The 18,320-nt window shown below is 40.7% G+C and carries 20 protein-coding genes; 14 read left to right on the top strand and 6 right to left on the bottom strand.

Annotated features, from left to right (window positions below; translation table 11 throughout):
• Positions 1 to 165 precede the first annotated feature (165 nt).
• Together JIG37_RS12000 and ubiA are read left to right on the top strand one after the other, a co-directional pair.
• Complete coding sequence (locus tag JIG37_RS12000; RefSeq protein ID WP_199529452.1) at positions 166 to 711, top strand: chorismate lyase; 546 nt, start codon at positions 166 to 168, stop codon at positions 709 to 711.
• Positions 708 to 1,586 carry a 4-hydroxybenzoate octaprenyltransferase gene (gene ubiA / locus JIG37_RS11995; protein ID WP_199529451.1) on the top strand — a complete coding sequence of 293 codons (879 nt, stop codon included), beginning with the start codon at positions 708 to 710 and terminating at the stop codon, positions 1,584 to 1,586. The genes JIG37_RS12000 and ubiA overlap by 4 nt, the downstream gene beginning before the upstream one ends.
• On the opposite strand, the gene JIG37_RS11990 is transcribed toward ubiA, so the two are convergent.
• From JIG37_RS11990 to JIG37_RS11975, 4 genes are all read right to left on the bottom strand, one after another.
• Positions 1,587 to 2,207, bottom strand: a complete 621-nt coding sequence (locus tag JIG37_RS11990; protein ID WP_166340549.1) for a 2OG-Fe(II) oxygenase — start codon at positions 2,205 to 2,207, stop codon at positions 1,587 to 1,589.
• A gap of 141 nt (positions 2,208 to 2,348) precedes the next feature.
• On the bottom strand, positions 2,349 to 3,236 hold the full coding sequence (locus JIG37_RS11985; RefSeq protein WP_166340551.1) for a LysR family transcriptional regulator: 888 nt from the start codon (positions 3,234 to 3,236) through the stop codon (positions 2,349 to 2,351).
• A 119-nt stretch (positions 3,237 to 3,355) separates the two neighbouring features.
• Positions 3,356 to 4,882, bottom strand: coding sequence for a response regulator (locus JIG37_RS11980; RefSeq protein WP_199529450.1), 1,527 nt, complete (start codon positions 4,880 to 4,882; stop codon positions 3,356 to 3,358).
• 51 nt (positions 4,883 to 4,933) lie between these two features.
• Complete coding sequence (locus JIG37_RS11975) at positions 4,934 to 5,341, bottom strand: DUF2721 domain-containing protein (RefSeq protein ID WP_054551073.1); 408 nt, start codon at positions 5,339 to 5,341, stop codon at positions 4,934 to 4,936.
• An 86-nt stretch (positions 5,342 to 5,427) separates the two neighbouring features.
• Here JIG37_RS11975 and JIG37_RS11970 point away from each other — a divergent pair, with 86 nt between their 5' ends.
• The 3 genes from JIG37_RS11970 (at position 5,428) to tsaD (ending at position 7,443) form a co-directional block, all read left to right on the top strand.
• Positions 5,428 to 5,793 (top strand): DUF2007 domain-containing protein, encoded by a 366-nt coding sequence (locus JIG37_RS11970; protein WP_054551074.1) that lies wholly within the window; start codon positions 5,428 to 5,430, stop codon positions 5,791 to 5,793.
• Entirely contained in the window at positions 5,777 to 6,367 is a 591-nt protein-coding gene (locus tag JIG37_RS11965) for a YjaG family protein (RefSeq protein ID WP_054551075.1), read from the top strand. The genes JIG37_RS11970 and JIG37_RS11965 overlap by 17 nt, the downstream gene beginning before the upstream one ends.
• 62 nt (positions 6,368 to 6,429) lie before the next feature.
• Entirely contained in the window at positions 6,430 to 7,443 is a 1,014-nt protein-coding gene (gene tsaD, locus JIG37_RS11960; protein WP_054551076.1) for a tRNA (adenosine(37)-N6)-threonylcarbamoyltransferase complex transferase subunit TsaD, read from the top strand.
• A gap of 9 nt (positions 7,444 to 7,452) precedes the next feature.
• Here the strand turns inward: tsaD and plsY are convergent, their stop codons facing one another.
• Entirely contained in the window at positions 7,453 to 8,055 is a 603-nt protein-coding gene (plsY, locus tag JIG37_RS11955; RefSeq protein WP_138599657.1) for a glycerol-3-phosphate 1-O-acyltransferase PlsY, read from the bottom strand.
• Positions 8,056 to 8,282: 227 nt separating this feature from the next.
• Between plsY and folB the strand changes: the two genes are divergently transcribed.
• From folB to JIG37_RS11915, 8 genes are all read left to right on the top strand, one after another.
• Positions 8,283 to 8,639, top strand: a complete 357-nt coding sequence (folB, locus tag JIG37_RS11950; RefSeq protein ID WP_199529449.1) for a dihydroneopterin aldolase — start codon at positions 8,283 to 8,285, stop codon at positions 8,637 to 8,639.
• Between the two features lie 2 nt (positions 8,640 to 8,641).
• Positions 8,642 to 9,130: a 2-amino-4-hydroxy-6-hydroxymethyldihydropteridine diphosphokinase gene (folK, locus tag JIG37_RS11945; RefSeq protein ID WP_194441814.1), complete on the top strand. Its 489-nt coding sequence runs from the start codon at positions 8,642 to 8,644 to the stop codon at positions 9,128 to 9,130.
• Entirely contained in the window at positions 9,127 to 9,930 is an 804-nt protein-coding gene (locus JIG37_RS11940; RefSeq protein WP_194441813.1) for an undecaprenyl-diphosphate phosphatase, read from the top strand. The genes folK and JIG37_RS11940 overlap by 4 nt, the downstream gene beginning before the upstream one ends.
• A 160-nt stretch (positions 9,931 to 10,090) precedes the next feature.
• On the top strand, positions 10,091 to 11,434 hold the full coding sequence (gene mpl / locus JIG37_RS11935; protein WP_199529448.1) for a UDP-N-acetylmuramate:L-alanyl-gamma-D-glutamyl-meso-diaminopimelate ligase: 1,344 nt from the start codon (positions 10,091 to 10,093) through the stop codon (positions 11,432 to 11,434).
• A gap of 22 nt (positions 11,435 to 11,456) precedes the next feature.
• On the top strand, positions 11,457 to 12,080 hold the full coding sequence (locus JIG37_RS11930; RefSeq protein WP_054551081.1) for a flavin prenyltransferase UbiX: 624 nt from the start codon (positions 11,457 to 11,459) through the stop codon (positions 12,078 to 12,080).
• Positions 12,077 to 13,006: an ABC transporter ATP-binding protein gene (locus tag JIG37_RS11925; RefSeq protein ID WP_054551082.1), complete on the top strand. Its 930-nt coding sequence runs from the start codon at positions 12,077 to 12,079 to the stop codon at positions 13,004 to 13,006. The genes JIG37_RS11930 and JIG37_RS11925 overlap by 4 nt, the downstream gene beginning before the upstream one ends.
• Positions 13,006 to 13,773 (top strand): ABC transporter permease, encoded by a 768-nt coding sequence (locus JIG37_RS11920; RefSeq protein ID WP_054551083.1) that lies wholly within the window; start codon positions 13,006 to 13,008, stop codon positions 13,771 to 13,773. The genes JIG37_RS11925 and JIG37_RS11920 overlap by 1 nt, the downstream gene beginning before the upstream one ends.
• A complete protein-coding gene (locus tag JIG37_RS11915) occupies positions 13,773 to 14,438 on the top strand; it encodes an SAM-dependent methyltransferase (RefSeq protein ID WP_199529447.1) in 666 nt (221 codons plus the stop codon). The genes JIG37_RS11920 and JIG37_RS11915 overlap by 1 nt, the downstream gene beginning before the upstream one ends.
• On the opposite strand, the gene JIG37_RS11910 is transcribed toward JIG37_RS11915, so the two are convergent.
• On the bottom strand, positions 14,435 to 16,285 hold the full coding sequence (locus tag JIG37_RS11910) for a GGDEF domain-containing protein (protein WP_138599663.1): 1,851 nt from the start codon (positions 16,283 to 16,285) through the stop codon (positions 14,435 to 14,437). The genes JIG37_RS11915 and JIG37_RS11910 overlap by 4 nt on opposite strands.
• 248 nt (positions 16,286 to 16,533) lie before the next feature.
• On the opposite strand from JIG37_RS11910, the gene panP reads away from it, so the two are divergent.
• Complete coding sequence (gene panP, locus JIG37_RS11905; RefSeq protein ID WP_199529446.1) at positions 16,534 to 18,162, top strand: pyridoxal-dependent aspartate 1-decarboxylase PanP; 1,629 nt, start codon at positions 16,534 to 16,536, stop codon at positions 18,160 to 18,162.
• Positions 18,163 to 18,320 lie beyond the last annotated feature (158 nt).

Here is an 18,320-nt window from a genome sequence, read left to right as displayed (position 1 = left end):
AGTTAAGAATATTCCACCCTTTCAATGATTTTTAGTCTATACCCAAATTCACTTAAGATACAGGCTGTTCTGCGTTTTTTAACCCAGCTTGAGATTAAATCATGACTTTTGCCAAACGTGCAGCAGTGATATCATTTGCACGGTTTTTAAAAATAATGAGTCGTTGTGATCACATTCCCAGTTTCATTAGCTGCAAATTGGCAGCCTGCTTCAGCATTTCCAGATTTGACGCAACAACAGCAAAGTTGGTTGCTTGAAGCTGGGTCATTAACAGCTAAGCTTAAAAGTCACTGTCAGGTCTTTTCAGTTAAAGTTTTAAACGAAGCACCTTTTGACTTAACCCGCGAGCAACAAGCATTACTCAATACCTCTTTAAGTCAGGCATTAAATCGCGAAGTGTTACTACTATGCGATGGTAAACCAATGGTTTATGCACAAAGCTGGTTGCCGGCAGATGATACATTAAAAAAGCAGCAGTTACTAAGTATGGGAACAAGGCCGCTTGGTGATGTTATTTTTCAAGACCCAAGCTTATCGCGCACAGAAATAGAAGTTGCTGAATTTTCACAGCAGCACGCTATTCAAGCTTTAACAGCTGAAATTGGCTTCTCTTCACAACCATTGTGGGGAAGACGCAGTGTATTTAGCTTATCTAATGCTCATTTTCTCGTGGCTGAAGTATTCTTACCTGGAGCGTATATTTACCTATGAAGCTAGCTGCACTTAAGGTCGCACATATACCTTACTATAAACAGTTAATGCGTACCGATAAGCCAATTGGCACCTTGTTACTATTGTGGCCAACTTATTGGGCGCTGTGGCTTGCTGAGCTTGGCACGCCGAGCTTATTAAATTTTGTGGTTTTTAGTTTGGGCGTCTTTGTGATGCGCAGTGCTGGGTGTGTAATTAATGACTTTGCCGATCGTAAAATAGATGGCTCTGTTAAGCGCACAGCCCAGCGACCGCTGGCAGCAGGTTTGGTATCAAGTGGTGAAGCTCTGAGCTTATTTGTACTGCTTATTGTGGTGGCCTTTGGTTTAGTATTAACACTAGGGTGGTCAACGATATTATTGTCGTTTGGTGCCTTAGCACTGGCGTTTTGTTATCCCTTTATGAAGCGCTACACCCAATTACCGCAAGTTGTGCTTGGTGCTGCATTCAGTTGGGCTATTCCAATGGCCTATATGGCATCAATTGGCTCAGTACCATTAGAAGCCTGGCTCCTATTTATCGCGAATCTTGTTTGGACTGTGGCTTATGACACCATGTATGCCATGGTTGATAGAGATGATGACTTAAAGATTGGCGTTAAATCAACGGCAATCTTGTTTGCCAGCTATGACAGGCATATCATCTTTTTGCTCAATGCCTTATTTATTGCGATTCTTGCTTACATAGGTATGAGTCATCACCTTGGCTTGCCATATTGGCTGGGCTTAGCTGCAGCGGTTGGTTTTTTACTTTATCAACAAACGCTTATTCATAAACGAGAGCGAGAGCCTTGCTTCAAAGCATTTTTGAATAATCACTATGTGGGGTTAGTGATTTTTATCGGTTTAGCAGCATCCTTGCCACTGTCCTTTTAATTATCTTGGTGGGTCGATAGTACCGCTGATTGAGGCATTTTTTCTGAACCAACCCGCAATTGAGTAGCGTACATCGTTTGCGGGTAATACTTCATGCATAAAGCGTTCGCTTTCAAACATCACCAATAAGCCCGCTTGAGGTTTAATGACTATTTCAATCTCTTTACTCTTTGGTTTGTAGATCACCAATTCACCGCCAGATTCTGGCGTATTTAAGTAACAAACCGTTGTAAAAATGCGATTAGAACGGCCTTTGAAGGCATCATAGTGCTTTTTATAAAAGTCACCTTGTTGATACTTTGCATAATGGCATTCATAGTCAAATAAGCCTAAATAAAAGCCACGGTTTAACTGTGTCTTTATTGCTTCCATGGTCGCCAGATAAGTAATTTGTGCTTGGCTTGAGCTATCAAACCAAAAGGTTTTATCTTTACGCACAGTTTTATCTATTTGTTGGTCGTTTAATCGGCCAATACCTGCGGTATTAAAATGCGGATTAATGCGATAGCAATCGGCAATTAAATCAGCAATTAAGCTTTCATTAATCGCGTTTTCAACAACAGCATAACCAGTACGTTCAATAGCATCTAAGTATGTGTCGGTAATAAGCGGTGCGGTCATTCATATGCACAATCAAAAAAAGGTGCGTAAGTGTATATGAAAAATTGTGTTATGCACGCTTTTTATGCAGTAAAAAATGAAGAAATAGAGGGGGGGTGGCTAGCCTGATTAACTACAGGCTAGCAGCATATAAAATAGCTTTTAGTTTTGGCTTGAAAGGGCCGTTTTTTCAATGAGATCGAGTAAGTGGCTAACGTGAGAATTCTCATTGATTTGTTGGTTTGTTTGGATTATCAGCTGGTCGTGTGCGATACCTTTATTAGTTTTTAATAATAGTAACTCCGGATCAGATGACACACTATTAGCATGCTCAATGCTGGCAATCGCGATATGGTTTGATTTTTTCAGACCATCCATAACTTGTTCGATACTGCCTACTTTGATGCTTGATGTTTTATCAAAAGAATCAATTGCATCGTTTAGCATAGATTGCACTTGTTTTGACTGTGAAAAACAGCTGTACATAGGGTAGTCAGCTAAGTCGCGTTTACTAATGTCACTTTTATTTGCAAGCGGGTGATTTTTAGCCACGAAAATGATTAGTTGATCAGGTAAATGTATATCGCTGCCAATGCTGTTCATCGCTTGCGAACATACACTGATATCAATTTCACCTAATTGCAGTTTACGTACTAGTTCACTTTGCTCTTGTAACTGCATCTCGATTTTCACATGAGGGTACTGCGCTAAAAACTGACCGCAAGAAACAGGCACAACCGTGCTCGCTTTGTTGGTGTAGCCAATAATCAGTTTTTCACTTGCGCAGCCGTTTAATGATTCAAATAAATGCTTCTTGGTTTCTTCAAGATTGTCGAGAGTTTGTTTTGCATACTCTAGGAAAAGCTCACCTTCTTTGGTTAACTTTACTGAGCGAGTAGAGCGAGTAACTAGCTCATAACCAATTTCATCTTCAAGTGTTTGAATACTTCTAGTTAATGCAGAAGTGCTTATTTGAGTTTTCTCTGCAGCTTGGCGGAAATGCCTTAGCACGCCTAATGCTACGAATTGTTCAAGTTGTTCAAATCTCACTTTAATAGTCCCTTGTTATAAGTAAGCCCTACATCCAGGCGGTACAATTTTACATCACGAGAGGCATAGTAAAGTATTGTACCCGTATTGGGAAGTACTTGTTTTACAGAAAAGTTACATCAATCAGGATAACGTTCCTTAATTTCTAAGAAAAGCGCTAAATTTTCAAGTAGCTGATCGACTAAAATTGGATCAAAATGTTTCCCACGTTGCTCTTTTATCAATGAGAGAGCATCATCGAGTGGCCATGCTTTTTTGTAGCATCGGTCACTGCAAAGTGCGTCAAATACATCTGCAATTGCAGTAATTCGACCAACAATATCGATATTATCACCAATTAGTCCTTGCGGATAACCAGTTCCATCCCATTTTTCATGGTGTTGGTAGGAAATTAAGGCCCCACAGTTTAATATTTCGTTTGTTGAGTTTTTTAGTATTTCATAGCCAGTTTCGGCATGAGTTTTCATTATTTCCCATTCTTCATCAGTGAGTTTACCAGGCTTATTTAGAATCTTGTCTGGAATACTAATTTTACCAATATCATGTAATGGTGAAGCCAGTTTAATGATTTCACAGCGGAACGAATCCAAGCCATATAATTTTGCGAGTAACTCACTGTACAAAGCGACACGTTTAACATGTGAGCCAGTTTCCTTTGAGCGCTTTTCGACTGCTTCGCCAAGAATATACGACAACTCTTTTTGTGACTCTTTGACCATTTCTCTAAGCTTTAAGTTGTCATAAGCAAGTGCGATATTATTGGCGTAAAATTCTAGCAGTTGATAGTCTGTATTTTGCAGTTTTGAACCTTTATTGACATACAACATAGTTTCAAGGCCTGCTTTTGTTGGAAAGTAGCCAATGTAATCTGTGCTGTTTTTTAAAGACGATTTTCTTTCATGTGCATCAATAAATAAGTTTTTTACATCCTCAGGAATTTTATTTTTACATGGAGTTGGCTCAATACCTGAAGCGGCAAGTAATTGAAAGTCATTAGCTGGCGATGATTGCAGGTTAACCGCAGCGGCACAATATATTTCTCTGTCACTTATCCCCATTACGTTAGTAACATGGTTTAAAATTGTGGAGGCAAACTCTTGCACACTATCACATTTTAGGAAATTGGCTGAGGCATTGATAATTTGTTCGAGGCCATGTTTATGATGATCAATAATCTGAATATCACGATGTGAACGTAGCGCTGAATAGAGCAAAGTTTTCATTTTTATCGCGGTGAGCTCAGTTTTATTTTTGTAATCATTGATATCATAATCACGAATGATGGCTTCTTCAGGGGCTTCCCCAGGCTGACCTGTACGCAGTATTAAACGTATATCATGGTTTTCTATTTCATCGCGGATGTATTGAATGAGATCGAGGCCTGCGTGGTTTGTTTCCATTACCACATCAACAAGTGCCACTGAAAATGGAGTACCTTTACCTAAAAGCTCTCTCGCTTCAGCAGCAGAATAGGCATGATAAAAGCGAAGCGCTTTATTTTCAAAAGTGAACCCAGCTAATACTAGTTTCGTAACTTGATGAATATCTTCTTCATCATCAACAACAAGAATATGCCAGTATTCAGCCTCTTCCGTACCTACATTATTTTCTTCTAAGGATTCTTCAGAAAATAAAAAATCATCCACAAAAGCACCACTTATTGTTGTATCTCATACAATAAGTATAGAGGGTGAATTTTACTCTGCCTTATCTGAAAGAGGTTTTTTTTCGATATTTTTCAATTCAATCTCGATTGCATCGCAAGAAATGTGGATCTCATACAAAGAGGTGAGAAGCGACAAGGCTAAGCACGCGAGGCTGATGCCAAATAAAATGATTCCAGTAGTATTAAATTCTATAAATAATGCAAACATTGATAAGGTACACATTAAAAAAGAGGCAACACCATAAACTTGCATTACGCGAATTAATTTAATGCGTTTTCTTAAATTGGTAATCTGTGCAACAACTAATGGGCGGATACTTTCTCCTTCACGTGCATTGAGCTCTCGAATAAGCTGAGCAAGCACCAAAAAACGGTTGGTGTAAGCAAGTAACAGTAAAGAAATTGCTGGGAATAACAATCCCGGTGTTGTTAAAGTCATGTGGCTACCTTGAAATAAGCATTGCAGCGAAGTTAGTTGCTAGCGTAGTTTAGGATTTAAAGATAGAAAAGTAAAAGGGAAGTGATTTGCAAAACAGTAATTTAAATCAACCTGCGAAGCAGGACCCATTCACTTGGGTAAAAGTGTTTCAGGCTGAAAATGGCTTAGAGGCAAACATTATTAAAGGGCTTTTAAAAAGTAAAGGGATCGAATCGCAACTGCAAGGTGAGCTTTTGCAAGGGGCGCTTGGGGAGATCCCATTTGAACAAACAGGGGTCGATATACTTGTTTACGCATTAAAAGAGCGCCAGGCGCAAGAAATATTGCTAAACTACCGGCAATTAAAACAATCGGCTCCTGACTGGGTATGCCCAAAATGTCATGAGCTTAACGGAGCAACATTTGAAATATGTTGGTCTTGTGGGACTGTAAAGAATGACGAAAGCGAATAATTTTCAACGTATTAGAGAATTAAACTATTTGCAAAAAGCGGTATTAGGTGGCGCATTACTTGAGCGTATGTTGCCTAATTATAGCTTATTTAGTGAAGCAACAGGGTTCGGTGATGCCGCGGTTTTTCGTAGCGCATTGAGTGTTTGCTGGGAAAAAATCTTACTGCCAAAAAGTAAAATCAGCCTTGAAAAGCAAATTGAGAAAATTGAGCCAAACGTGCCAGAGCTTACTGACTTTGACATGTTTGGCACCTATCCTGCAATCGATACTGCGACAGCTTTGCTTGGCATGCTGCACGGTTTGATAGCCAAAGATGAACAAGAGTTTTTAAATATTAGTAAAATTTCACAGGCTTCAGTGGCTCGTTTCATTGAATATCAACTAACAGTGGATGGTGAAATTGCTGATAACAAAGCTGTTCGTGAACACCCTTTAATGCAGTATGAAATTGATGTGCTTGCAGAGCTTATTGATTTTGTAGAGCAAATGGGCCGAATTACCTCAGAGAACGTAAAAGAGCTTAAGCAACTTGCGGTATCTGACGGTCAAACCAATATTGGTATTGCAATTTAATATTCAGTAATGCGTATTTTCACTGTAAAATACGCATTTGTTTTTTCTTGGCGGAGTAATTGATGCGAATTTTAGGTATTGAATCATCATGTGATGAAACGGGTATTGCCATTTATGATGATGAACAAGGCTTATTAGCACATCAACTGTATAGCCAAGTAAAAGTACATGCTGATTATGGCGGTGTGGTTCCTGAGCTTGCTTCACGCGATCACGTACGTAAAACCTTACCTTTGATTGATGCTGCCTTTGCACAAGCGGGTTGTGGTCCTGAAGACTTAGATGGCATTGCATACACCGCAGGCCCTGGACTTGTTGGTGCGCTTCTGGTGGGAACCTCAATTGGTCGCTCACTGGCTTATGGTTGGAATATTCCAGCGGTTGCTGTACATCATATGGAAGGTCACCTACTTGCGCCAATGCTTGAAGAGGACAAACCGGAATTTCCGTTTATCGCACTACTGGTGTCTGGCGGCCATACTATGATGGTAAAAGTATCTGGCATTGGTGAATACGAAGTGCTGGGAGAGTCAGTTGATGACGCGGCCGGTGAAGCATTCGATAAAACCGCGAAGTTATTAGGTCTTGATTACCCTGGTGGCCCGCGTTTAGCAAAACTTGCGGAGCAGGGTACGCCTAAGCGTTTTGTATTTCCACGTCCGATGACTGATAAACCAGGCTTAGATTTTAGTTTTAGTGGTTTAAAAACGGCGGCATCGCTTGCTATTCGTGATAGCGATGATGACGAGCAAACCAAAGCTGATATAGCTCATGCATTCCAAACAGCGGTAATAGATACCCTAATCATTAAATGTAAGCGTGCATTAAAGCAAACCGGTATCAAACGTTTAGTGATTGCCGGTGGTGTGAGTGCAAACGTGCAATTGCGTGCGCAACTTGAACGAGTAATGCAAGGCATGAAAGGGCGTGTGTATTACCCGCGCACAGAGTTTTGTACAGATAACGGTGCAATGATTGCTTACGCTGGTATGCAGCGCTTAAAAGCAGGGCAGTTTGCTAGCCTTGATATGAAAACTAAGCCGCGCTGGCCTATTGATTCACTCGAAGCGCTTTAATTTACACCACTATTCCTGCTCTGGGGCTTTCTTCTTAGCCCCTACTTTAGGTTCTTCCCCAGCCATCAAGCGAGTAATGTTCGCTCTGTGGCGGAAAATTATCAGTACGGTTAAAAAGGTAACTGGCAGAGTATACAAAGGTTTTATCCACCAAGTATAAATAGGCGCTAATGAAACCGTAACCAGTGCCGCGAGAGATGAGTAACGCGTGATAGCAACAATTAAAAGCCAAGTTGCAATCAACATCCCCCCTAGCGATAAACCAATGGGTAATAACGTGCCAAAAGCGGTCGCGACGGCTTTACCACCTTTAAAGCTAAAAAACAGTGGATACATATGACCCAAACAAGCAGCTACACCAATTAAACCTAACATTAGTGGCTCTATCTTTAAAAAGTAAGCACCCCAAACAGGAATGGTTCCTTTTAAAATATCAAAGACAAGAACTAAAACAGCGGGGACTTTACCACCAAGGCGATAAACATTTGTAGCACCCGGGTTATTCGATCCATGACTGCGTGGGTCTGGTAGTTTAAACAGCCGAGATACAAGGATAGCGGAAGAGACCGAACCTAGTATGTAAGCCAAAACTAACATTAAAACTTCTAACACGCGCTTCCTTATTTTTTAATCTGCACTTTTGGGCTATCATTGGCGGCAAAACCATTTGCCACTCTCGTCGAGTCGGATGTAAGCACCCTATGCAATGCATCTATTCGTTATTGTAGGGGTAATTTTTACATATTAAAACAGTATGACAGCTTATATAGCGCATTATTAAAATTAATAAGCGTTAAGGCTGAGTATTGTTTTTAATATTTATGTCGCTTGGAGTATCAATGGACAAGGTATATATATCACAACTGCACGTAGACACCATCATTGGCGTGTATGATTTTGAAAAAGAAAGTAAACAAAGCCTGTATTTTGATATCGAAATGTTATGTGATATTTCTGCCGCAGCGGCGACAGATGATATAAATTTGGCTCTTGATTATGCCAAAGTGAGTGAGCGAGTGATTGAGCACACAACGGCAAAACCTGTTGAGTTACTAGAAACTTTAGTTGAGCAATTAGCTGCCATTATTTTAGCTGAGTTTGCGACCAGCCAAGTCACTATTCGCGTGAGTAAACCAGCCGCAGTGCCACAAGCGCAAACTGTTGGAGTTGAGATCACCCGATGTAAGGCAATTTAGAGATGGCGCAAATTTTTATAAGCCTAGGTTCTAATGTCAATAAAGAGCACTATCTTCGACAGGCGCTTATCGCGCTGAAAGCTTACTTTCCTGATTTTATTCATTCATCAGTATACGAAAGTGAAGCGGTGGGGTTTGCAGGTAGTAATTTTTATAATTCAGTTGTTGCAGCAAAAACAGATATGCCATTAGCTGAACTATGTAAATTACTGAAAAAAATTGAACTTGATAATGGCCGCACCCGTGAAGATAAAAAGTTTAGCCCGCGGACATTAGATCTCGATTTATTGTTTTATGATGACATTATCTGTGAAACACCTGCGCAATTACCGCGGGATGAAATAACCAAAAATGCGTTTGTATTACAGCCTCTTGCTGAAATAGCGCCTGATTTTTATCACCCCGTAGCTAAGCTAACTTTGGCTGAGTTATGGAATAATTATAACAACCCCCAACAAAAACTATGGAAGGTGGAGTTTTCTAACCCATGAGTATTATTGAGATAATTGTTTTAGCCCTGATCCAAGGATTGACTGAGTTTTTACCTATTTCGAGCTCAGCGCATTTAATTTTACCCTCACAAGTTTTAGGTTGGCACGATCAAGGCTTAGCATTTGATGTGGCTGTTCACGTTGGAACCTTAGGTGCAGTTGTATTGTACTTTAGAAAAGAAGTGGTCGATATTCTTGGTGCTTGGTTTAAGTCGTTTGGTGCACAAGGTGCAACCGATGATAGTCGTTTAGGCTGGTGGATTATTGTTGCGACTATTCCTGCATTATTAATTGGTTACTTATTCAAAGATTTTGTAGAGAGCTACTCGCGTAATGCATGGGTTATTGCCACCTCAACCATCGTATTTGGTTTGCTACTTTGGTATGCCGATGCTAAAGCAAAGCAAGTTAAAAATATTTACCAAGTAAACTTTTTTAGTGCGCTATTGCTGGGCTTTTCACAAGTGCTTGCTATGGTATTCCCTGGTACATCCCGTTCAGGTATTACTATTACAGTGGGTTTAATGCTGGGCTTAAACAAACAAAGTGCTGCGCGTTTTTCATTTTTAATGTCAATTCCAGTTATTGCTGCAGCAGGTTCATATTATGTATATCAGTTGGCTACTGCAGGTGAGGCGATTGATTGGCATGCAATTTTACTAGGCGCTGGTTTATCATTTGTGTCGGCTTACGCCTGTATTTTCTTTTTCTTAAAAGTGATTGAGCGCATGGGCATGATGCCATTTGTTATTTATCGCTTACTATTAGGTGTTGGTTTGTTTGCATTCTTAATGCTGTAAAATAGGCTTTAAACTTAATTTAAAAACACCTCACGTTGAGGTGTTTTTTTATGTTGGCTATTTGGCAAAAGTCTAATGCCGTGTAGTAATGGTAAGTAAAGCTTATATTTGGCATTATAGCGCCTTACTTATCTCTTATTCATTTTGCTCAGGACAGTAGATGCATATTCATATTCTTGGAATTTGTGGCACCTTTATGGGTGGTATTGCCGCAATCGCTAAATCGTTAGGTCACACAGTGACAGGCTCTGATCAAAATGTGTACCCGCCGATGAGCACACAATTAGAAGAGCTAGGTATAAAGCTCACTCAAGGATATGACGTTGCCCAACTAGAACCTGCGCCAGATATGGTGGTAATTGGTAATGCTATGAGTCGAGGCAATCCTTGCGTTGAGTACGTACTTGATAAAGGCTTACCTTATACTTCTGGCCCAGAATGGTTAAAGCATAATTTACTGCAAAATTCGTGGGTGTTGGCTGTAGCAGGCACACACGGCAAAACAACCACTGCTAGTATGCTAGCATGGTTACTTGAATACGCTGGAATGACACCGGGCTTTTTGATTGGTGGTATCGTGCAAAACTTTGGTGTCTCTGCTCGTGTTGGCGAAACACCATTTTTTGTTATTGAAGCCGACGAATACGACACGGCGTTTTTCGATAAACGCAGTAAATTTGTACACTACTTACCGCGTACCTTAATTCTGAATAATCTTGAATTTGATCATGCTGATATTTTTGAAGATTTAAACGCGATAAAGAAACAATTTCATCATTTGATGCGTACATTACCCTGTAGTGGCAAAGTAATTTGGCCAAGCCAAGACGAAGCACTACAAGATGTGATTGAACGTGGCCTTTGGAGCGAAAGCGAAACACTGTTAGGTGATTGGGATTACCGCTTACTTAAAGCTGATGGTAGTGAATTTGAAGTGCTACTAGATTCACAAGTACAAGGTGTTGTCAGCTGGCAAGCCATGGGCGAGCACAATGTCAAAAATGCCATAATGGCCATTGCAGCAGCCAGACACGTAGGCATCGCGGTATCAGTCAGTATTGCAGGCTTAGCTGAGTTTATCTCTCCTAAGCGTCGTATGGAGCTGAAAGCCGACATTAACTCAATAAAAGTGTATGACGACTTTGCCCATCATCCAACAGCAATTAAAACGACCTTAGCAGGGCTACGTGCAAAAGTAGGCACCGATAAGATAGTTGCTATTTTAGAGCCTCGTTCAAACACTATGAAAATGGGCGTGCATCAACAAACCTTAATTGATTCACTCGATGCAGCAGATGATGTGTATTTATTTGAGCCAGAAAATTTAAGCTGGTCGCTGAAAGAATATGCAGACAAAGCGGGTATGCATTGCATGAAAAGCACTGAGGAAATCATTACTCAGGTTGTTGCCACTAGCACGCCTTCACAACATATTTTAATTATGAGTAATGGTGGTTTTGAAGGTATTCATCAGCGTTTAATCACTGCTCTTGAACAAAACTAACCAGTATACGGAGCTTAACTGTATGCAATTTAAAGATAAAATAACGTTAGCTTTTAGCGGTGCCTCTGGGGCTCCTTATGGCTTAAGGTTATTAGAAGTATTACTTGAACAGCAGTTTCAGGTGTATGTATTGATTTCAAGTGCGGCAAGAGTGGTCTTTGATACAGAATCGAATATCAAACTTTCGGGTAATGAAGACAAAGCGACAGAGCAACTGAGTACACTTTTTAATGCCGCTCCTGAGCAACTTAAAGTATTTGGTAAAGACAACTGGTTTAGCCCTGTTGCATCTGGCTCTGCTGCGCCGAAAAAAATGGTGGTATGCCCGTGTAGTGCAGGTTCAGTATCTGCAATTGCGGTCGGGGCATCAGATAACTTACTCGAACGCGCCGCTGACGTGGTCATTAAAGAGCGTGGGCAGCTGATTTTAGTCCCGCGTGAAACGCCATTTAGCGAAATCCACCTTGAAAACATGCTGAAGCTAGCACGACTAGGCGTAACTATTATGCCTGCGGCACCGGGCTTTTATCATCAACCAGAGCAGATTTCCGATTTGGTTGATTTTATGGTGGCGCGAATTTTAGATCATTTAAACATTGAACATACTTTGACGAAACGTTGGGGTTATGGAGAGGGCAAACAGTGAGCGAAAAAACGATCGCATTAAATATTGAAGGCCTAAAAAAGGTTTATAAAAATGGTGTTGAAGCCGTAAAAGGCATTGATTTACAAGTTCAGCAAGGCGACTTCTTTGCCTTACTTGGACCAAACGGGGCAGGTAAATCAACCACTATTGGTGTTATCTCATCGTTAGTGAATAAAAGTGCCGGTCGTGTCCAGGTGTTTGGTCACGATATTGATACAGACCTTGAAGCAGCTAAGTCAGAACTTGGCTTAGTACCGCAAGAATTTAATTTCAGTCAGTTTGAAACACTAAATCAAATCTTAGTTAACCAAGCAGGCTATTACGGTGTACCAAGAAAGCTGGCGCATGAGCGTGCTGAAAAATACTTAAAGCAGCTTGGTTTATTTGAGAAAAAAGATAAACAAGCGCGCACCCTTTCAGGTGGTATGAAGCGTCGTTTAATGATTGCTCGTGCACTGATGCATGAACCTAAATTACTCATTTTAGATGAACCAACAGCGGGTGTTGATATTGAGCTACGCCGCTCTATGTGGGATTTTCTTCGCGAGATAAATAAGCAAGGTGTGACCATCATCTTGACTACCCATTACCTTGAAGAGGCTGAGCTGTTATGTAAAAACATCGCGATTATCGACAGCGGTGTGATTGTTGAAAACACCACCATTAAAGCGTTACTTGCCAAGCTTGATAAAGAAACCTTTGTACTGGATTTAAAGCAACCAGTGCAGCCAATTAGCATTGAAGGTTATAAATACACACTGACTGACGACCACACTTTAGAAGTTGAAGTGGCAAAGTCTCAGGGCTTAAACCAGGTGTTTAGTGCGCTGACTGAACAAGGTAATACTGTGCTGAGTATGCGAAATAAAGCAAACCGTTTAGAAGAGCTGTTTGTAGGGTTATTAGAACAAGGGCGAGGCGAATAATGTTTAAATATGGAGTAGCGCTAAAAAGTATTTGGATCAAAGAGTGTATTCGCTTTTTACGTATTTGGGTGCAAACCTTAGTTCCGCCGGCAATCACGATGAGTCTGTATTTTGTGATTTTTGGTAATCTGATTGGTTCTCGTATCGGTGATATGGGTGGCTTTACTTATATGGAGTTTATTGTCCCGGGTCTGATTATGATGTCGGTGATCACCAACTCTTACTCGAATGTTGCTTCGAGTTTCTATTCGACTAAATTTCAAAAAAGCATTGAAGAGCTACTCGTTGCGCCAGTGCCAAATTATATCATTGTACTTGGCTACATGGGCGGTGGCATGACACGAGGCATGCTGGTTGGTTTAATTGTTACCTGTGTTTCTTTGCTATTTGTTGATATTCAAATTCATAATATTTTTGTGATTATGGCTACGGTTATTTTAACGTCGGCTGTGTTTGCATTAGGCGGACTTATCAATGCAATTTATGCTAATAGTTTTGATGATATTAGTATTATCCCGACCTTTATTTTAACGCCGCTGACTTATCTCGGTGGGGTGTTTTACTCTATCACCTTGTTGCCAGAATTTTGGCAAGGCGTATCGCAAGTAAACCCAATTATTTATATGGTGAATGCATTTAGATATGGCTTCTTAGGTGTGTCTGATGTCGACTTGTCGGTAGCATTTGGTGTACTTGGTTTATTTATTGTGGGGTTATTTACCTTAGCATTAACCCTTATTAAACGTGGTGTGGGGCTTAGACACTAATGACGGATGCAAATTCGAGAAGTATTGTATCGAATCAACCTGGCTTACATGAAAAGCTAGACGAAATTGTTTTAAAGCACTTAAGTGCTGAATTTAAAAAGCCGATTGCAGAGCATACGCAATCAGCTTTTGATCAGGTAAACGAAAAGGTGCAAGCGTTTGCAGGGCCTATTATTCTTGATTCCTGTTGTGGTGTGGGTGAAAGCACCGCAAACTTAGCAAAGCGCCACCCAGATGCGTTAGTGATTGGTATTGATAAATCATCACATCGTCTAGATAAGCATGATATTGAGTACAAGCAAACGGATGCGGGGCAGTACATTTTAGTGCAAGCTGATTTAAACGATTTTTGGCGCTTGGCGGTGGCTGCAAACTGGCAGCCAAGCCATCACTATCTGCTGTATCCAAATCCTTGGCCAAAAGCCAAGCACTTGCAAAGACGCTGGCATGGCGCTGCTATATTTCCGTTTATCGTTAAATTAGGCGGTCGCTTAGAGCTCAGAAGCAATTGGGATATATACGTTAAAGAGTTTGCCCGCTCATTAGAGCTTGCTGGGCATAAGTGCGATGTTGAACTATATGAGAGTGATATTGCCATTACTCCATTCGAACGAAAGTACTGGGCCAGTGGTCAACAAAGCCACCGCTTGGTGATCAACCTTTAATGAATATAGGGAGTTGGCGGTGCGAAATGACTCCCTTGCATTAAAGTAACACCTGCACGAGCAAGCGCGTCTGCTATTTGTTCGTTATCAACTTGCTCAGCGATTACATCTAATTTGAGTTGCTGAGCGTATTTCACCAAGTTTTCAATAAACAGATAGTTATCTTTATTAGTATGAATTTGGCTTACCAACCCTTTATCTAATTTCAAGCCATCGATCTCAAGCTTCCTAATGTGAGGCAAGTTTGAAAAGCCTGCGCCAAATTCATTAATAAAAACCTGAGCACCTTTATTCTTTAAAGTGCTAATAAAGGTTTTTATTTCACCAAAGTAAGCAATCGCATCGCGTTCATGGAATTGAAAGATAATATTATGGGGTTGCGGATAACGCCTTAGCTGTAATTCAAAAAACTCGCTCAAGCTTGGGTCAAGGATATCCTGTGCGGTAATGTTGATACTCCAGCGTACATTGGTTTTCCTAAATTGCTCAATACAACGAGTAAATATAGTACGTCTCAAGGGGCCATCCATGCGTGAGCGCTTTAGTACCATCATAAAGTAATCAGGTGCGTGAATACGACCAGTTGAACTTACCATTCTGGCAAGGCATTGATAATGATCTACGGCCTTACTTTGGTTGTTATAAATAGCTTGAAAATAAGGTACTATGCGATTGTTATCGAAGGCTTCTTTGACTTCTTTAGCAAGGAAAACGTTACTTTTAAATTGTTCTTCAACTTGTTTAAAAACATTTTCATAGCGTATTAAACGCTGATTGTTTAATTTGGCCTGCTGAAGTGCTATGTGGGCGTTTTCTATCAGTAATAATTTATTACCTGTAGCGACACCTGCGGATAAGCTGACATAAATAAACGGTTCTTTCAGTGCTGGGATCGCATTGTTAAAAGCGTTTATTACTTCGTCGATATTATGCTCATCAGTATGAGTACGTAATAATGCGATTTTATTGGTTGTTAAGCGGTAAATACCGCCATCACGAGGTATACGTGATTGAAAGTACCTAAGTATGTTAGCCATCACTTTATCACTCACTTCACTGCCATAAAAACTGCTGATGTCTTCAAGCTCGTTGATGATGATAATCGCCAATTCCATACGGTGTTTGGTCGTTTTCTTTATGTGATATTCAAGGGCAACATGATTAGCAAAGCCAGTGCGTGCGTCTGTTGATAGCGAGCGTTTAAGCTGTAAGAAATATAATCCTGCTATAAGTAATGCAATAAAGAAGAAAAAGCTACTGGTAACCATCGCCCTTGTAACGCTTTGCTGAAGCTGCTGGTTTAAGTCACTTATAGTAATGTCTGCGCCAGTTATATAAGTTTGGCCATTATCATCGACAAAAGTAACAAAGATACTTTTAAAATACCCCCATTGATCCTGCGATATTTCAAAAACGGGTTCGGTCGAATAAAAGGCTTCTTTGTTAAGTTCTGTCGCTTCGGGGTAGGCATCTAAAAACTGTGTGACACGACCAGTGTTTTGATCTTTTTGAGTGTAACTTGAGGCGCTAAAGTAGACTTTGTCATCGCGAAGGACCATTGCATACACATAAGCAAGTTGCATTTGCTTTGCGTACTCTGAAAGGGCAAGACTCTTTTCTTTGTAGGTAGAACTGGAAATAGGTAGACCAGCATTGACTGTATTATGGTAGTCATCACCTAGGATATGCTTGACACTGACCGCGGCATTTAGCAATTTGCTATCGATATTTGCCATGATCTCACTACGTGTGGTTTCATAAGTATAATAGATATAGCCAAATAAACTAATAAAAAAAACGGCGAAACCATATAGCAGCCAGCTAGTTTTTTGCATTCCTTTGGGCATAAACGTTCCCTTTGCGGTTATCGTTTGATTATACTTAAAAAATACTTCTCTGATAGTATAAATTGACCGCAAATTTCATCAATAAATCATTTTTTTGTCATCGAAATTATGCCTTTTTAGCTTTATGCGAGACATTTTCGTGATATTCCAGTAAAGTTAGCCAATTTCGTAGCAACAGTGCCGCAAAAGTGTTCACCAAGATGTCCCATCATCAGGTGCATTTTTAGCTGCTAATTATGGGTATTAGGATGGATCAAAAGCGTTGTGCCGTCGCCTCCAAAGAAAGCTTGATTCGTATTTTTACGGTGCCAGAAGCACCAGACTCGACATTAAGTAAAATCGAATCTGAAATTTCTAGCAACTTAGCTGGGTTCTTAAATGAGAATATAGCTGCAATTGAAAAGCCTTTGCACGAAATTGAAAAAGACTTTCAAACGGCCACTATCCCAGAAGAGCCAACCTTTGTTTCTGATTATGCTCAAGATATTATGGAGCAGTTGGTTGCTCATTCAGTGCATACTGCTGCACCAAGCTTTATTGGTCACATGACCTCAGCGTTACCGCATTTTGTGTTACCGCTTTCTAAATTAATGGTCGGTCTAAACCAAAACCTAGTAAAAATTGAAACTTCAAAGGCATTTACGCCTCTAGAAAGACAAGTTTTGGGCATGATGCATCACCTTGCTTATGGTGAAGACGACAGCTTTTATAGCAAATGGATGCACAGTGCGAAAACGTCATTAGGCGCATTCTGTTCAGGTGGCACTGTCGCTAACATTACCGCCTTATGGATTGCCCGCAACCGTTTATTAAAAGCCAATGGTGACTATAAAGGCATTGCTGCACAGGGTTTAATCGCGGGAATGCTGCACTATGGTTACAAAGGCTTAGCTGTGCTTGTTTCTGAGCGAGGCCATTACTCATTAGGCAAAACCGTTGATCTACTGGGTATTGGTCGCGATAACATTGTCGCAATCGCAACCGGCGAAAATAATAAAGTCGATGTCGATGCGATGCGTAAAAAGGCCCATGAGCTTGAAGCGTCTGGCATTAAGGTAATGGCACTTGTGGGTGTTGCTGGTACGACTGAAACGGGCAGCATAGATCCACTCAATGAAATGGCTGATTTAAGCGAAGAACTTGGCTGTCATTTTCATGTTGACGCTGCATGGGGTGGTGCAACCTTACTTTCTTCAAATTACCGCCACCTTTTAAACGGTATCGAACGCGCTGATTCAATTACCATTGATGCTCACAAACAAATGTATGTGCCAATGGGAGCGGGTCTGGTGTTATTTAAAGACCCTGCAGCGACGGATGCTATTGAGCATCATGCGGAATATATTCTTCGTAAAGGCTCAAAAGATTTAGGCAGTCATACCCTTGAGGGCAGCCGCCCAGGTATGGCAATGTTAGTGCATGCTTGCTTACGTGTTATTGGCCGTAAAGGCTACGAGATGCTAATTGATCGCAGTATCGTGAAAGCGCGCACTTTTGCCGACATGATCAAGCAGGATGAAGACTTTGAGTTAATCTCAGAGCCTGAGCTTTGCCTATTAACCTATCGTTACGTACCAAAAGAAATCCAAGCGAAACTGAAAGATGCAGACAAAGAAACGAAATTAGATATTTACGCTTCGTTGAATCGCTTTACTGCAAGCATGCAAAAGCGTCAGCGTGAAGCGGGTCGCTCTTTTGTATCGCGTACACGTTTAACTCCTGCAAAATATGACCATCAGCCCACCGTGGTTTTTCGTGTTGTATTAGCCAACCCGTTAACCTCTAAAGCAATTCTAAAAGATATTTTAGCGGAGCAAAAAGAGCTGGCGAAAACCGACCCGGTATTTAAAAAATATTTAAGTAAGTATATGGATTAACAAAGGGAGCGTGATGCTCCCTTTTTATTATACCCAAGCCACCTCAAGATGCAGAATTCAGCGTTTCACAGGTGCTTAATATCAAGGCGTTACTTTGCAAGAATGGTAGTCCCTTTTAAGAAGTAACAACGATGAGAGTAAGTGCCTGTGAAGCGCCC

The sequence above is a fragment of the Pseudoalteromonas sp. bablab_jr010 genome (assembly GCF_016464105.1).
GTDB lineage: Bacteria > Pseudomonadota > Gammaproteobacteria > Enterobacterales > Alteromonadaceae > Pseudoalteromonas > Pseudoalteromonas simplex.
This window is presented reverse-complemented; position numbering and strand designations above follow the sequence as displayed.

Coding starts and splice junctions, on each gene's coding strand:
- JIG37_RS11975 (WP_054551073.1), bottom strand. CDS start 5,341: ATGACTTTAACAACACCGGGATTGTTATTCCCAGCAATTTCTTTACTG.
- JIG37_RS11930 (WP_054551081.1), top strand. CDS start 11,457: ATGCAATTTAAAGATAAAATAACGTTAGCTTTTAGCGGTGCCTCTGGG.
- ubiA (WP_199529451.1), top strand. CDS start 708: ATGAAGCTAGCTGCACTTAAGGTCGCACATATACCTTACTATAAACAG.
- JIG37_RS11915 (WP_199529447.1), top strand. CDS start 13,773: ATGACGGATGCAAATTCGAGAAGTATTGTATCGAATCAACCTGGCTTA.
- JIG37_RS11910 (WP_138599663.1), bottom strand. CDS start 16,285: ATGCCCAAAGGAATGCAAAAAACTAGCTGGCTGCTATATGGTTTCGCC.
- JIG37_RS11920 (WP_054551083.1), top strand. CDS start 13,006: ATGTTTAAATATGGAGTAGCGCTAAAAAGTATTTGGATCAAAGAGTGT.
- mpl (WP_199529448.1), top strand. CDS start 10,091: ATGCATATTCATATTCTTGGAATTTGTGGCACCTTTATGGGTGGTATT.
- JIG37_RS11990 (WP_166340549.1), bottom strand. CDS start 2,207: ATGACCGCACCGCTTATTACCGACACATACTTAGATGCTATTGAACGT.
- JIG37_RS11940 (WP_194441813.1), top strand. CDS start 9,127: ATGAGTATTATTGAGATAATTGTTTTAGCCCTGATCCAAGGATTGACT.
- panP (WP_199529446.1), top strand. CDS start 16,534: ATGGATCAAAAGCGTTGTGCCGTCGCCTCCAAAGAAAGCTTGATTCGT.
- folK (WP_194441814.1), top strand. CDS start 8,642: ATGGCGCAAATTTTTATAAGCCTAGGTTCTAATGTCAATAAAGAGCAC.
- tsaD (WP_054551076.1), top strand. CDS start 6,430: ATGCGAATTTTAGGTATTGAATCATCATGTGATGAAACGGGTATTGCC.
- folB (WP_199529449.1), top strand. CDS start 8,283: ATGGACAAGGTATATATATCACAACTGCACGTAGACACCATCATTGGC.
- JIG37_RS11965 (WP_054551075.1), top strand. CDS start 5,777: ATGACGAAAGCGAATAATTTTCAACGTATTAGAGAATTAAACTATTTG.